Below are 12,841 nucleotides of genomic sequence, written 5' to 3' on the forward strand. Positions count from 1 at the left end.
GGCGCGCCAAAACGGCCGGAAGCCCGGAATCAGGGGATGGCGAGGTATCGAGGGCGGCGCAGGATGCACCGTCGTGGTGAGCGTTGCACCAACGCAGCGCGGGCAGGAAAACGCAGGCACAAAAAAAGCGACCCTCAGGTCGCTTTCTCTGTTGCTTCCGGGTGTTCAGTGGGCCCTGGAAGCGAATATGGCGCAGCGGACGGGACTCGAACCCGCGACCCCCGGCGTGACAGGCCGGTATTCTAACCGACTGAACTACCGCTGCGCGTAACACTGAGATTTGGTGGGTGATGACGGGATCGAACCGCCGACCCTCTGCTTGTAAGGCAGATGCTCTCCCGGCTGAGCTAATCACCCATCGTCTCGGTGTGGCGCGCATTCTACGGAGCACCCGATACTCTGGCAAGCACTTTTTGAAAAAAAATTTTCAGGCGTTCCAACGACTTAGCGGACTTGGCCTGGAAGCGCCGCTCGGAGAATAATGCCCCCCTTATGTAATGAGGAGAGATTCGCCCCATGTGGTTCAAAAACCTGCTGAGCTATCGCCTGACCCAGGACATCCCGTTCGACGCCGAAGCGCTGGAAGCGGCCCTCGCCAGCAAGCCTGCCCGCCCATGCGCCAGCCAGGAGTTGACCACCTATGGCTTCGTCGCGCCGTTCGGCAAGGGTGAGGACGCTCCCCTGGTGCATGTCAGCGGTGACTTCCTGCTGATCGCCGCGCGCAAGGAAGAACGCATCCTGCCCGGCAGCGTCGTGCGCGACGCAGTCAAGGAGAAGGTCGACGAGATCGAGACCGAGCAGATGCGCAAGGTCTATAAAAAGGAACGCGACCAGATCAAGGACGAGATCATCCAGGCCTTCCTGCCCCGCGCCTTCATTCGCCGGGCGATGGTCTTCGCCGCCATCGCGCCGAAGCTCGGCCTGATCCTGGTCAACTCGGCCAGCGCCAAGCGTGCCGAAGACCTGCTCTCGACCCTGCGTGAAGTCATGGGCTCGCTGCCGGTGCGTCCGGTCACGGTGAAGATCGCGCCGAGCGCGACCATGACCGACTGGGTGAAGAACCAGCAGGCCGCCCCGGACTTCCACGTACTGGACGAATGCGAACTGCGCGATACCCATGAAGACGGCGGCATCGTGCGCTGCAAGCGCCAGGACCTGACCAGCGACGAGATCCAGCTGCACCTGGGCACCGGCAAGCAGGTCACCCAGCTGGCCCTGGCCTGGCAGGACAAGCTGTCCTTCGTGCTGGACGACAAGACGGTGATCAAGCGCCTGAAGTTCGAGGAACTGCTGCAGGACCAGGCCGAGGAAGACGGCGGCGACGAAGCGCTGGGTCAACTGGACGCCAGCTTCACCTTGATGATGCTGACCTTCTCCGAATTCCTCCCGGCGCTGTTCGAAGCGCTGGGCGGCGAGGAGATTCCGCAGGGGATCTGATCCATCCAGGGGGCCGCGGCGCGGCCCCTTCATCCCCTGGATTTGCCCTTGCCAGGGAAAATGTGCACTATAGTGCGCACTGCGAGGACGACCTCGCGACGCACCGCGTGAACATCCGGGGACGGCCCCATCACCTGATGGAGTATCGAGCATGTCCTGGATCATTCTGTTTTTCGCCGGCCTCTTCGAAGTCGGCTGGGCCGTCGGCCTGAAATACACCGATGGCTTCACCCGCCCCCTTCCCACCGCATTGACCGTCGCCGCCATGGCCGTGAGCCTGGGCCTGCTCGGCCTGGCGATGAAGGAATTGCCGCTGGGTACCGCCTACGCCATCTGGACCGGCGTCGGCGCGGTGGGCACGGTGATCGCCGGGATCATCCTGTTCGGCGAATCCATGGCCCTGGTGCGCCTGGTCAGCGTTGCGCTGATCATCGCCGGCCTGATCGGCCTGAAGGTCAGCGCAAGCTGACCTTCCCCCTCTACGTCGCTAGCGGATTTCTCCGCGCAACGCCCCTACCCGTTCGCGCAGCAGCGCCGGCTCCGCCTGTTCGCCAGGAATCGCGGCGCCGGCCACCAGGGTCACCCGTGACCAGAAGCGCCGGAAGAAGCCCTTGGCCGGGTCGCGACTGAAGAAACTCCCCCACAACCCCTGCAACGCCAACGGAATCACCGGCACCGGCGTGCGCTGCAGGATCAGCTTGACCCCGCCCTTGAACTCGTCGATCTCGCCATCACCGGTCAGCTTGCCTTCCGGGAAGATGCACACCAGCTCACCCGCCTCCAGGTATTCGGCGATGCGTTCGAAGGCACGCTCGTAGGTGGCGCGGTCCTCGTTGCGCCCGGCGATGGGGATGGCCCCGGCGGTGCGGAAGATGAAGTTGAGCACCGGCAGGTTGTAGATCCGGTAGTACATGACGAAACGCATCGGCCGGCGCACCGCGCCGGCAATCAGCAGCGCGTCGACGAACGACACATGGTTGCACACCAGCAGCGCCGCGCCTTCGTCGGGAATCCGCTCCAGGTCGCGATGCCTGACCCGGTACATGGAATGGCTGAGCAGCCAGATCATGAAGCGCATGCTGAATTCGGGGACGATCTTGAAGATGTAGGCATTCACCGCGATGTTGAGCAGCGACACCACCAGGAACAGCTGCGGAATCTCCAGCCCCGCCACGCCGAGCAGGAGCATGGTGACGATCGCCGAGACCACCATGAACAGCGCATTGAGAATATTGTTCGCGGCAATCACCCGGGCCCGCTGGTCTTCCGGGGTGCGCGCCTGGATCAGCGCATACAGCGGCACGATATAGAAGCCGCCGAACACCCCGAGGCCGACGATCGACAGCAGGATCCACCAGGCCTTGGCCATGCCCAGCAGCGCCAGCCAGTCATAAGGCGCGTCCGCCGCCGGGATATACCCGGAATGCCACCACCAGAGCAGGCCGAACAGGGTCAGGCCAAAGGAGCCGAACGGCACCAGGCCGATCTCGACCTTGCGGCCGCTGAGCCGTTCGCAGAGCAGCGAACCGAGGGCGATGCCCACCGAGAACAGGGTGAGGATCAGGGTGACCACGGTTTCGTCACCGTGCAGCGAGACCTTGGCGTATTCCGGAATCTGCGTCAGGTAGATCGCCCCGACGAACCAGAACCACGAGTTGCCGACGATCGAGCGGGACACCGCCGGGGTCTGGTTCAGGCCCATGCGCAGGGTCGCGCCGGTCTGGGCGAAGATGTTCCATTGCAGCTTCAGTTCCGGCGAGGCCGCGGCGGCACGTGGAATGAAGCGGCTGGCAAGATAGCCCAGGGCCGCGGTGAGCACGATGGCGCACGCCACCACCGGGGCATAGCCACTGACCGACAGCATCACACCCGCGGCGATGGTTCCGGCGAGGATCGCCAGGAACGTGCCCATCTCCACCAGGCCGTTGCCGCCCACCAGTTCTTCTTCGCGCAATGCCTGGGGCAGAATCGAATACTTGACCGGGCCGAACAGCGCCGAGTGGGTACCCATGGCGAACAGTGCCACGAGCATCAGCCACAGCTGGTTATAAAGGAAGCCCACGGCACCGATGGCCATGATCACCACCTCGGCCAGCTTGATGGTGCGGATCAGCGCATCCTTGGCGTACTTCTCGCCGAACTGCCCGGCCAGCGCCGAGAACAGGAAGAACGGCAGGATGAACAGCAGGGCGCAGAGGCTGACCAGCATCGACCCGCTGCCGCCGATGCTCAGCTTGTAGAGGATCGCCAGGATCAGCGACTGCTTGTACAGGTTGTCGTTGAAGGCACCCAGCGACTGGGTGATGAAGAACGGCAGGAAGCGACGCTTCCTGAGCAAGGCGAACTGGGAGGTGTGGCTCATCGTCCGTGTACCTGATCGGGCTTTGTGATTTGAGGCGCCGGGCGCGGGAAAAGCCACACTTTGCAGGAATGCAGTTCGATTCGGCCAGCCCCTGGAAATACTTGCCAATCAATTGGGCCCGCGTTGCGGTCCTTCGCAGTGGTTCGGCTGCCCCGGTAGGAGCGTGGCTCGCCCGCGAAGGAGCGCAACGCGCTCCCCAAAGCCTATTTACAACCCGCAATGCAAGGCGACACAAACAACTCACCACGCCAGGCCCCGCGCGCCGTGCGCCAGGCCACCAGCGACCACAACCCCACCAGCGCCAGCACCAGGACCACGCCCATCCCCTGGAAGAACCCGAGACCCAGCCAGCTCGCCAGCTTCAGCGTCGCCAGCGCATAAACGCCCAGCGGAAAGGTGAAGCCCCACCAGCCCAGGTTGAACGGCATGCCCTGGTGCATATGCTTCAGGGTGATCAGCAGCGCCGTCAGCAACCACCAGAACCCGCAGCCCCAGAGCACGAGCCCGGCGATCAGGCCGATCCCCCGGGCAATCTCGCCGAAACCGGCCAGGCCATTGGCCGCGAAGATCGCCGGTGCATTGCCCCCCAGCAGCAGCATGCCAAGCGCACCGGTACCGATCGGCCCCAGCGCCAGCCAGCTCGACGCGGCCATGTGCGCCGGCGGCAGCTTGTGCAGGGCCATGCGCAGAATGAGGATGGTCAGGATGCTGAACGCCACCGGCAGCGATACCGCCCACAGTACATAACTGGTGATCAGCACCTGGAACTGCCGCGTGCTGTCGACCAAGTGCGGCGCCAGCAGGCCTCCGCTGGCCGCCGCCACTTCCGCGGCCACCACCGGCAACAGCCAGACCGCGGTCATCTGGTCGATGCTGTGCTCCTGACGGGTGAACATCAGGAAAGGAATCGCCACGCCGCACAGCAGCGCCATGGCCACATCGAGCCACCACAGCGCTTCGACCCAGGGCAGGATGCCGTCGCCGAAACGCGCCAGGCCGAAGACCAGCGCACCGTTGAGCAACGTCGCCAGACCCATCGGGATGGTGCCGAAGAACATCGAGACCGTGGAGTGTCCGAAGATCCGCCGCGCCTCGTGGAAGAACATGACCCAGCGCGCGCCGTAGAGCATGCCGAACAGCACGAACAGCCCCGACGCCAGCCACCACAGGGCCTCGGCCACCCCGCGCAGCGCCGGAATCGCCTGCACCAAGGCCAGGCCCAGGACACCGGTGCCCATGACCACGGCGAACCAGTTGGGGGTGAACTGGCGGATCACTTCGCGGGGGTGGGTCAACTGGTTGAAGGGACGCAAGGGATGGATCGCGGTCGGGCATGACATGGTGTTCTGTCTCCTGTCCTCTCATGAGGTAGAGACCAACCTACAACCAAAAAGAATATCCATATAACGGTTATTTTCTCTATCTATTATCGACTTAACAGATAATCATCGCCGAAAACCCTGCGACGCCCTGCCGCTGCGACCTTGGTCGGCGCTGACGAAGCCCGGGCGACGTGCCAGACTGACTGACCGAGGTGACCATCCGCCGTGGTGGTGCATCGCTATTTTCGTTCGGAGTCATCATGTCGTTGTCCAGCGGGCTGATCGCGGTGGTCGCCCTGGCCTATATGGCCGTCATGTTCGCCATTGCCTTCTACGGCGACCGCCGCGGCACGCCGCTGCCACCGCGCCTGCGGGCCTGGGTCTACAGCCTGTCGCTGGCGGTGTACTGCACCAGCTGGACCTTCTTCGGCGCGGTCGGCCAGGCCGCCGAACAGCTCTGGGCCTTCCTGCCGATCTACCTCGGCCCGGTGCTGCTGATGATGTTCGCGCCCTGGGTGCTGCAGAAGATGGTGCTGATCAGCAAGCAGGAGAACATCACCTCCATCGCCGACTTCATCGCCGCGCGCTACGGCAAATCACAGACCCTGGCGGTGGTGGTGGCGCTGATCTGCCTGGTCGGCGTGCTGCCCTACATCGCCCTGCAGTTGAAGGGCATCGTCCTCGGCGTCAACCTGCTGATCGGCGCCAACGCCGACGCCACCGGCAGCCGCGTGCAGGACACCGCGCTGGTGGTTTCGCTGGTCCTGGCACTGTTTTCCATCGTCTTCGGCACCCGCAGCCTGGACGTGACCGAGCACCACCGCGGCATGGTCCTGGCCATCGCCTTCGAGGCCATCGTCAAGTTGCTGGCCTTCCTCGCGGTCGGCGCCTTCGTGGTGTTCAACCTGTACGACGGTTTCGACGACCTGTTCAGCCAGGCCCGCGCCGCGCCCGCCCTGGACAGCTACTGGCAGGAAACCATCAACTGGCCGTCCATGGTGGTGCAGACCGGGGTGGCGATGATGGCGATCATCTGCCTGCCGCGACAGTTCCAGGTGACCGTGGTGGAGAACATCGAGCCGCAGGACATGCGCATGGCGCGCTGGGTGTTCCCGCTGTACCTGGTCCTCGCCGCGCTGTTCGTGGTGCCCATCGCCCTGGCCGGGCAGATGCTGCTGCCGGGCACGGTGATCTCCGACTCCTTCGTCATCAGCCTGCCGCTGGCCGAAGCCCACCCGAGCCTGGCCCTGCTGGCCTTCATCGGCGGCGCCTCGGCCGCCACCGGCATGGTCATCGTCGAGGCCGTGGCGCTGTCGACCATGGTTTCCAACGACATGCTGCTGCCCTGGCTACTGCGGCGCAACAACGCCGAGCGACCATTCGAAGCCTTCCGCCACTGGATGCTCACGGTGCGCCGGGTGACCATCGTGGTCATCCTCCTCCTCGCCTACGTCAGCTACCGCCTGCTGGGCTCCACCGCGAGCCTGGCGACCATCGGCCAGATCGCCTTCGCCGCGGTGACCCAGCTGACCCCGGCCATGCTTGGCGCGCTGTACTGGAAACAGGCCAACCGCCGCGGCGTGTTCGCCGGCCTGGCCACCGGCACGTTCCTCTGGTTCTACACCCTGGTCCTGCCGATCGCCGCCCACAGCCTCGGCTGGACGCTGGAGCTGTTTCCCGGCCTGGCCTGGCTGCACGGCAACCCGCTGGACCTGCCGATCACCCCGCTGACCCAGGGCGTGGTCCTGTCCCTGGCCGGCAACTTCATGGTCTTCGCCTGGGTCTCGATCCTCTCCCGCACCCGGGTCAGCGAACACTGGCAGGCCGGGCGCTTCATCGGCCAGCAAAGCAGCGCGCGGCCGAACAACCGCTCGCTGCTGGCGGTGCAGATCGACGACCTGCTGCACCTCGCCGCGCGCTTCGTCGGCGAGGAGCGCGCGCGGCAGAGCTTCATTCGCTTCGCCTACCGCCAGGGCAAAGGCTTCAACCCCAACCAGAACGCCGACGGTGAGTGGATCGAGCACACTGAACGCCTGCTCGCCGGCGTCCTAGGCACCTCGTCGACCCGCGCGGTAGTCAAGGCCGCCATCGAAGGGCGCGACATGCAGCTGGAAGACGTCGTGCGCATCGCCGACGAAGCCTCGGAAGTGCTGCAGTTCAACCGCGCCCTGCTGCAGGGCGCGATCGAGAACATCAGCCAGGGCATCAGCGTGGTCGACCAGTCGCTGCGCCTGGTGGCCTGGAACCGCCGCTACCTGGAACTGTTCAACTACCCGGACGGCCTGATCAGCGTCGGTCGGCCGATCGCCGACATCATCCGCTACAACGCCGAGCGCGGCCTGTGCGGGCCCGGCGAAGCCCAGGTGCACGTGGCGCGACGCCTGCACTGGATGCGCCAGGGCCGCGCGCACACCTCCGAGCGCCTGTTCCCCAACGGCCGGGTCATCGAGCTGATCGGCAACCCGATGCCCGGCGGCGGCTTCGTCATGAGCTTCACCGACATCACCCCGTTCCGCGAAGCCGAGCAGGCGCTCAAGGACTCCAACGAAAGCCTCGAACAGCGGGTCGCCGAACGCACCCACGAACTGTCGCAACTGAACCTGGCGCTGACCGAGGCCAAAAGCCACGCCGAAGCCGCGAACAAGTCCAAGACGCGCTTCCTCGCCGCGGTCAGCCATGACCTGATGCAACCGCTGAACGCCGCGCGGCTGTTCTCCGCGGCGCTTTCCCACCAGGCCGAAGGCCTGTCCACGGAAGCCCAGCAACTGGTGCGGCACATGGACAGTTCACTGCGCTCGGCGGAAGAGCTGATCAGCGACCTGCTGGATATCTCGCGCCTGGAGAACGGCAAGATCACCCCGGACGCCAAACCCTTCGCCCTCAGCGAGCTGTTCGACACCCTCGGCGCCGAGTTCAAGGTGCTGGCCCGCGAGCACGGCCTGGACTTCCGCGTGCGTGGCAGCCACCTGCGGGTGCACAGCGACATGAAGCTGCTGCGGCGGATCCTGCAGAACTTCCTGACCAACGCCTTCCGCTACGGCAAGAGCCCGATCCTGCTCGGCGTGCGGCGCAACAAGGACAACCTGTGGCTGGAAGTCTGGGACCGCGGACCGGGCATCGCCGACGACAAGCTGCAAGTGATCTTCGAGGAGTTCAAACGCCTCGACAGCCACCAGACCCGCGCCGAGAAAGGCCTCGGCCTGGGCCTGGCGATCGCCGACGGCCTGTGCAAGGTGCTCGGCCATCCGTTGGAAGTGCGCTCGTGGACCGGCAAGGGCAGCGTGTTCCGGGTCAGCGTGCCGCTGGCCAGCGCCCCCGCGCCGGAACCGGTGAAGACCGCGGAACAGGCCGGACAGCCGCTGGCGGGCCTGCACGTGCTGTGCGTGGACAACGAAGACAGCATCCTCATCGGCATGAACAGCCTGCTCAGCCGCTGGGGCTGCCAGGTCTGGACCGCGCGCAATCGCGAAGAATGCGCGGCGCTGCTGGACCAGGGGCTGCGTCCGCACCTGGCGCTGGTGGACTACCACCTCGACGACGGCGAGATCGGTACCGAGCTGATGGCCTGGCTACGCACCCGCCTCGGCGAGCCGGTGCCGGGAGTGGTGATCAGCGCCGACGGGCATGGCGAGACCATGGCCAAGGTCCACGCCGCTGGCCTCGACTACCTGAGCAAACCGGTGAAACCGGCAGCCCTGCGCGCCCTGCTCAATCGCCATCTGAGTCTGGTGCAATGAGCCCGTCGTTGGCCGGGCCACCGTCACCGGCGGCCATGGCCTTTTCCAACAGGTCGGTCGGCAGGCTCTTGCTGGCCCGGGCACCGAGCAGCTTGAGCTGTTCGCTGCGGCTGATCAGATTGCCGCGCCCCTCGCAGAGCTTGTTGCGCGCCGCCGCGTAGGCCTTGTCCACCTGCTGCAGACGGCTGCCCAGCTCGTCCAGGTCCTGGATGAACAGCACGAACTTGTCGTACAGCCAGCCGGCGCGCTCGGCGATTTCCCGGGCGTTCTGGCTCTGCCGCTCCTGCTTCCACAGGCTGTCGATGACCCGCAGGGTGGCCAGCAGGGTGGTCGGGCTGACGATCACGATCTGTCGGTCGAAGGCTTCCTGGAACAGGTTCGGCTCGGCCTGCAACGCCGCCGAGAAGGCCGCCTCGATGGGCACGAAGAGCAGGACGAAATCCAGGCTGGTGAGACCGTCGAGGCGGTTGTAGTCCTTGCTCGACAGGCCTTTGACATGGCTGCGCAGGGAATGCACGTGCTGCTTGAGCGCGGCCTGGGCCACGTCGTCCTCGCTGGCGCCGATGAACTGCTGGTAGGCGGTCAGGCTGACCTTGGAGTCCACCACCACCTGCTTGTCGCCCGGCAGCATGATCAGCACATCGGGCTGGAAACGCTCGCCGTCGGCGCTTTTCAGGCTGACCTGGGTCTGGTATTCGCGGCCCTTTTCCAGACCGGCATGCTCCAGGACCTTTTCCAGGATCAGTTCACCCCAGTTGCCCTGGGTCTTCTGGCCCTTGAGGGCCTGGGTCAGGTTGGTCGCCTCGTCGCTCAGGCGCAGGTTGAGCTGCTGCAGGCGCTCCAGCTCCTTGCCCAGGGAGAAGCGTTCGCGGGCTTCCTGCTGGTAGCTTTCCTCGACGCGCTTTTCGAAGGACTGGATGCGCTCCTTGAGCGGATCGAGCAACTGTCCCAGATGCTGCTGGCTGGTCTGGGCGAAGCGCTGCTCGCGCTCGTCGAAGATTTTCGTGGCCATTTCGGCGAACTGCGCGCGCAACTCATCGCGCGAGCCCTGCAGGTCGGCGAGGCGCTGCTGGTGGCTGTCCTGCTGCTCGCGCAGCTCGGCGTCGAGGGCCGCGCAACGCGCATCGAGGCGCCGCAGCTCGGCTTCGCGGGCGCTGCGCTCAAGGTTCCAGGCGTGGGCCGCGTCCCGGGCGTTGTCGCGGTCGATCTGCAACAGATCCAGCTCACGGGCCTGGGCGGCGAGACTGGCCTGCTTGGCGCTGTTGGCCTGGCCGAGATCGCTGATTTCGTCGCGGCTGGCATCCAGTTGCGCCTGCAGGCCTTCCTGGGCCAGCAGTGCGCTGCTCAGGCGCTCCTCCTGCAAGGCCAGTTGCGCCTGGCGCTCGCTGTGCTGGCGCTGCCAGCGCACCAGCAAAGCCGCCGCCGGCGCGGCCGCGAGCAACATACCCAGCACCAGGCTGGTCAGATCCAATGCAACCATCGACAGCATGCTCACCCCTCGGAAAAAGTCCCGCCGAGCTTATCAGCCCGGGTTCTCGACCGCGCGGCAATTACTCCGGCAGAGGCCGCGCCGTGCTGGCCGCGACCGACACTGGCGGGTTGACCTCGGACTGGCTGCACAGGCGCTCGTACTCCCGTTGCGCGTGAAGATCGCCGGCCCGCGCCGCCTGGCGCAGCAGCTCATGACCGATACGACGGTCGCGGGCATTGCCGCAATCGCGACAGAGCATCTGCCCCAGACGGCTCTGCGCCACCACTACGCCCTCACGGGCCGGTTGCTTGAGCAGGCGTCCGGCGAAATGCTTGATTCGCGGCTTGTCGCCCAGGCGCGGATTGTCCAGCAGCCACAACGCCACTTTCAGCGACAGGCCCGCGGGTTGGGAAATGGCTTTAGAGGGAGGATTTGAATCGGAGGATCGACCGCGAAACTTCATAAAAACAGGTGAGATACTTCTTGGGGCGCGCACTCTACCCGATTTTTCCGACGACTGCCTGGATCATTTCCGAAGTTTTTTTTGAATTTTCTGATATTTTTTCTTGACCTTTCCGAGGTGATTTTTTAGCCAGTACTACCGCCTCGAACAATTGTCTGACAGCCTTCCACTTGCTGGCACGCCCGTCCTAGAGCAACCGCTCGGGACAATCCACAGAAGCTGTGGATAACTCAGTGGACAACCCCTCTCGACACCCCGCAAACCCCGGTAGAATGGGGCCCCCAGTCAAACTGTCGATTTTTTCACCAGCTAAAAAAAGTGTTTTTTTTCATTGACTTGTCCATCCAGACCGGTCAATGGGCGAGCCATGCCAGGCTGTTACAGGGTTGTGACACAGGTCTCCCCACATGTGCACAAACGCCCCAAAGCGAGGCAATCCAGCGCACCATCGCGGTCATTCGGGAGCGGAGACGGGGCTTCCCAGGAACGCACAAAATGGACATAATGGTCGGCTCGCCGGACGAAAGACGAAAAAACTTGCCAGCGAGAACGGAAGTCGGTATCTTCGCCGCCGTTAGTACCAAGCTGAAAGTCAATTCTGGCCAAAGCGGTCCTTGCAGCATCACCCTCCCCAAGGGTCATCCTGCTGAAACCAGGACCCGCCAACCGAAGCTCCCCGGGCAATGCCATGCACGCCCCGCCGAGCCCACACCAGCAGACTGAACAGGATCCTCACCCAGAGGCGCAGAACCTATGCCCTGGCGTGTTGCCCGTCTTCCGAAGTACCTACCAGTCAGCCCAAGGCGCCACCTTCTTATTGCGCTCATCAACTGGCTGTCCTGTTCCAGACAGGTTCTGCCGCATCCGGCCTAAAGGCTCGCGTCACTGGAACGTTTGAAATATATGCGGCTCAAACTAGCCGTATCCCATGCAGGAACGTCCAACAATGATGAATTACAACACCCATACCCAAGCGGCCATCCGCACCCTGTCCCAGGCTTTCGCACCACTGAACTGCATCATCCTCGCCTCGCGCAAGAACAGCTTCAGCTTCACCCTGGTCGACGAACACGGCATCGCCCAGCACAGCGAACGCCTGTACCCCGAGCAATACACCCGCGCCGAGCCGCTGCAGGCGGTGATCGACCGGACCCGCCAGGCGCTGACCGCCTGATGGACCTCTCACTCCCAAGCCCCTCATTCGAGGGGCTTTTGCTATCCACCCACCTCGCCTGAACGCCCTCGAAAGCCCCCTGCCTTTAAGTACCGATCGGCATATGACCTATAACGAAAAGCCGGAAATGATTTAAAAACAGCCCTTTACAGCCGAAATATGACACTAGACTTCAACTCAAGCGGCTCAGTCCGCTTCCGGCGGGCCTGACTTCCGATCCACCCTGCTGCCAAGCACCAGCGTCCCGCCGGCCATTTTTCAGTTCGAGGGCATTATGGGTATCGCCGCGAGCGAGTTGAGCCAATACGTGATCCGGCCGACGCTGATCTACCTGGAACGCTACAGCCCCTGCGCCGAAGCCCTGCTGCTCGGCGTGGCAGCCAGCCAGTCGGCCCTTGGCGCCGCCCTTCACGACCGCCGTGGTCACGGCCTGTATCGCATCGCCGAACTACGTCACCAGGCCATCTGGGATCACTTCCTCGCCCGCGATCCGGAACTGGCGAGCCTGGTCCGCGGACTGGCCAGTCAGCATGCTTTTCTCAACGGCCCACACCTGGAACTGACGGTGAACCTGCGCTACGCCACCGCCATAGCATGGATGCTGATCGAAGAGCAGGCGCCACACCTGCCGGCTGCCGACGACCTGCTCGGCCTGGCGAAAATCTGGCGCCAGATTTTCCAGCCGCAGGGCCGGCTGCGCGACTTCACCCGGGCCTGGCAGGCCTGCGTCGCGCCCCTGGAACATCAGGCATGTTAGGAAAACAACTACATTCACAAACGGAATAAACTGCCAACTTTGGTCGGATTGTCCTACAAAACCGCTCTATCTCCGGCGATACAGCCTATAGCGCAGGCCAGAAAATGTTGGTAATTTG

General features: G+C 64.2%; 8 protein-coding genes, 2 tRNA genes and 1 pseudogene. 5 read left to right on the plus strand and 6 right to left on the minus strand.

Annotation, left to right across the window (positions count from 1 at the left end; translation table 11 throughout):
• Window positions 1-188 precede the first annotated feature (188 nt).
• Both CHB99_RS18620 and CHB99_RS18625 read right to left on the minus strand, forming a co-directional pair.
• Window positions 189-265, minus strand: a tRNA-Asp gene (locus CHB99_RS18620).
• A 16-nt stretch (window positions 266-281) separates the two neighbouring features.
• Window positions 282-357: transfer RNA gene (locus CHB99_RS18625), tRNA-Val, on the minus strand.
• A gap of 159 nt (window positions 358-516) precedes the next feature.
• Between CHB99_RS18625 and rdgC the strand changes: the two genes are divergently transcribed.
• Both rdgC and sugE read left to right on the plus strand, forming a co-directional pair.
• On the plus strand, window positions 517-1,437 hold the full coding sequence (rdgC, locus tag CHB99_RS18630) for a recombination-associated protein RdgC (protein ID WP_042127883.1): 921 nt from the start codon (window positions 517-519) through the stop codon (window positions 1,435-1,437).
• A 151-nt stretch (window positions 1,438-1,588) separates the two neighbouring features.
• The gene (gene sugE / locus CHB99_RS18635; RefSeq protein ID WP_042127881.1) at window positions 1,589-1,906 is read left to right on the plus strand and encodes a quaternary ammonium compound efflux SMR transporter SugE; all 318 of its coding nucleotides are present in this window, start codon (window positions 1,589-1,591) and stop codon (window positions 1,904-1,906) included.
• Window positions 1,907-1,924: 18 nt separating this feature from the next.
• Here the strand turns inward: sugE and CHB99_RS18640 are convergent, their stop codons facing one another.
• Together CHB99_RS18640 and CHB99_RS18645 are read right to left on the minus strand one after the other, a co-directional pair.
• A complete protein-coding gene (locus CHB99_RS18640) occupies window positions 1,925-3,799 on the minus strand; it encodes an MFS transporter (RefSeq protein WP_042127879.1) in 1,875 nt (624 codons plus the stop codon).
• 203 nt (window positions 3,800-4,002) lie between these two features.
• Window positions 4,003-5,139: a TDT family transporter gene (locus CHB99_RS18645; RefSeq protein WP_042127877.1), complete on the minus strand. Its 1,137-nt coding sequence runs from the start codon at window positions 5,137-5,139 to the stop codon at window positions 4,003-4,005.
• Between the two features lie 242 nt (window positions 5,140-5,381).
• On the opposite strand from CHB99_RS18645, the gene CHB99_RS18650 reads away from it, so the two are divergent.
• A complete protein-coding gene (locus CHB99_RS18650) occupies window positions 5,382-8,858 on the plus strand; it encodes a PAS domain-containing hybrid sensor histidine kinase/response regulator (RefSeq protein ID WP_042127875.1) in 3,477 nt (1,158 codons plus the stop codon).
• On the opposite strand, the gene CHB99_RS18655 is transcribed toward CHB99_RS18650, so the two are convergent.
• Window positions 8,830-10,221 carry a DNA recombination protein RmuC gene (locus CHB99_RS18655; RefSeq protein ID WP_245655645.1) on the minus strand — a complete coding sequence of 464 codons (1,392 nt, stop codon included), beginning with the start codon at window positions 10,219-10,221 and terminating at the stop codon, window positions 8,830-8,832. The genes CHB99_RS18650 and CHB99_RS18655 overlap by 29 nt on opposite strands.
• Before the next feature lie 241 nt (window positions 10,222-10,462).
• A pseudogene (locus CHB99_RS18660) lies at window positions 10,463-10,792 on the minus strand (sel1 repeat family protein); the annotation flags it as partial.
• A gap of 949 nt (window positions 10,793-11,741) precedes the next feature.
• Between CHB99_RS18660 and CHB99_RS18665 the strand changes: the two are divergent.
• The gene (locus tag CHB99_RS18665; protein ID WP_042127972.1) at window positions 11,742-11,966 is read left to right on the plus strand and encodes a hypothetical protein; all 225 of its coding nucleotides are present in this window, start codon (window positions 11,742-11,744) and stop codon (window positions 11,964-11,966) included.
• A 274-nt stretch (window positions 11,967-12,240) separates the two neighbouring features.
• Window positions 12,241-12,723, plus strand: coding sequence for a hypothetical protein (locus tag CHB99_RS18670; RefSeq protein WP_042127871.1), 483 nt, complete (start codon window positions 12,241-12,243; stop codon window positions 12,721-12,723).
• Window positions 12,724-12,841: the final 118 nt, after the last annotated feature.

This window comes from Pseudomonas japonica (genome assembly GCF_900188455.1).
Taxonomy (GTDB): Bacteria; Pseudomonadota; Gammaproteobacteria; order Pseudomonadales; family Pseudomonadaceae; genus Aquipseudomonas; species Aquipseudomonas japonica.

Coding starts and splice junctions, on each gene's coding strand:
- CHB99_RS18670 (WP_042127871.1), top strand. CDS start 12,241: ATGGGTATCGCCGCGAGCGAGTTGAGCCAATACGTGATCCGGCCGACG.
- sugE (WP_042127881.1), top strand. CDS start 1,589: ATGTCCTGGATCATTCTGTTTTTCGCCGGCCTCTTCGAAGTCGGCTGG.
- CHB99_RS18665 (WP_042127972.1), top strand. CDS start 11,742: ATGAATTACAACACCCATACCCAAGCGGCCATCCGCACCCTGTCCCAG.
- CHB99_RS18645 (WP_042127877.1), bottom strand. CDS start 5,139: ATGTCATGCCCGACCGCGATCCATCCCTTGCGTCCCTTCAACCAGTTG.
- rdgC (WP_042127883.1), top strand. CDS start 517: ATGTGGTTCAAAAACCTGCTGAGCTATCGCCTGACCCAGGACATCCCG.
- CHB99_RS18650 (WP_042127875.1), top strand. CDS start 5,382: ATGTCGTTGTCCAGCGGGCTGATCGCGGTGGTCGCCCTGGCCTATATG.
- CHB99_RS18640 (WP_042127879.1), bottom strand. CDS start 3,799: ATGAGCCACACCTCCCAGTTCGCCTTGCTCAGGAAGCGTCGCTTCCTG.